Origin of the sequence: uncultured Leptotrichia sp. (assembly GCF_938036635.1) — a bacterium.
In the GTDB taxonomy this organism is placed as follows: Bacteria; Fusobacteriota; Fusobacteriia; order Fusobacteriales; family Leptotrichiaceae; genus Leptotrichia; species Leptotrichia hongkongensis.
In genome coordinates this window covers 1-1239 of record NZ_CALHQO010000266.1, presented here as the reverse complement: position 1 = coordinate 1239, position 1239 = coordinate 1, and the positions used below count along the sequence as shown (strand labels likewise).

The 1239-nt window shown below is 32.9% G+C and carries 2 protein-coding genes; both read right to left on the bottom strand.

What is annotated here, in order from left to right; translation table 11 throughout:
* On the bottom strand, positions 1 to 592 hold a 592-nt coding region (locus Q0370_RS05195; RefSeq protein WP_299573013.1), incomplete at its 3' end, for an SPFH domain-containing protein.
* 23 nt (positions 593 to 615) lie between these two features.
* The coding region (locus Q0370_RS05190; protein WP_299573011.1) for a PspA/IM30 family protein at positions 616 to 1239 on the bottom strand (624 nt) is incomplete at its 5' end.

The following is a 1239-nucleotide window of genomic DNA, read 5'->3' as shown; positions in this document are numbered from 1 at the left end:
CAAAATCCATATCTTCTTTAATCCCATTTCCAATTTCATAAGAATTTGCCTGAAGATTGAACATATCCTTTCCTTCTCTAACTATCCATTTCATAAGCAGCTGATCCAGCATTGAAATTACACGTTCTTTCACATCATCAATATAAAATTGTTGCTTAATTCCAGCAATTTTATCAATTAATACGTTATGGTTATCAACTTTACAAGCCATTGTACCAAAGGCTCTTATTGGCATTCCTCCTGGAAGTCCTGGTGCTGGAATATTAATAGCATTTTTAGTTCCCCATTTTACAGTAACTTCCTTTGTATTGATAAAAAGCACTTCCGCTCTCATTCCCGAGTTAAATCCAAATTTAAATCCCTTCAATGTTGATAGAAAAGGCACAATTTGAGAAGCAATATCATAGCTTCCCTCGTCTTCAAATACGCCTTCCACTTTTCCATTAAAAAGAAAAATCGCATCTTGTCCAGGTCTTATAATTAATCTTGAACCTTTTTTTATTTCCTTATTTGACCATTTCCAAAAGAGCATTTCATCGTTATACTGCTCCCATTCTATCACGTTCGCAAGCTGATTGCCAAATAATCCCATTTTTATATTACTCCTTCCAGTTTTTATAATCCCATTTCCTTTTTCAATCTTTCCAGTTCTTCATCAACTGCTGATAAACTTTCTGATTCTCCACTGTCATATTTTTTCATAAGATCATCCACTTCATCTTTTTTAGGCGAATTAAGTTCTATAGATGCATTTGCTTCGTCTAACATTCTATCTACTTTTTCTTCAATAGAGTTAAATGAATCCATTTTCCCGCTTATTCCAGTAGAAGATGTCATTGAATTAATTTTTTGTGCAGATTTTGCCATTTTTATTTTGGCTTTTATTTCATTTCTTTTTGCATTAAGTTTTTGTATATCCGATGTAAGTTTATCATGCATTTCTCTTATTTTCAAAGAATTTTCAACCGCAATCATTTTTTCCTTTTCTAAAGACTCCATCTTTATCTTGATAGACTCCTTTTTTTCCAAGAACATTCTCGCATCTGCTTCATTTCCTGCTTGAAGAGCTTTTTTCGCATAATTTTCCATTTTTTTAATTTCATCTTCACATTCTATAACTTTTCTCTTCGCAGCGCTTTCCTGTGCCATTACAGCAACAGTTTCAGCCTTTACACTACCTAGATCCTTTTCCATATCTCTTAGATACTGATCTATCATTTTTTCAGGATCCTCCATTTT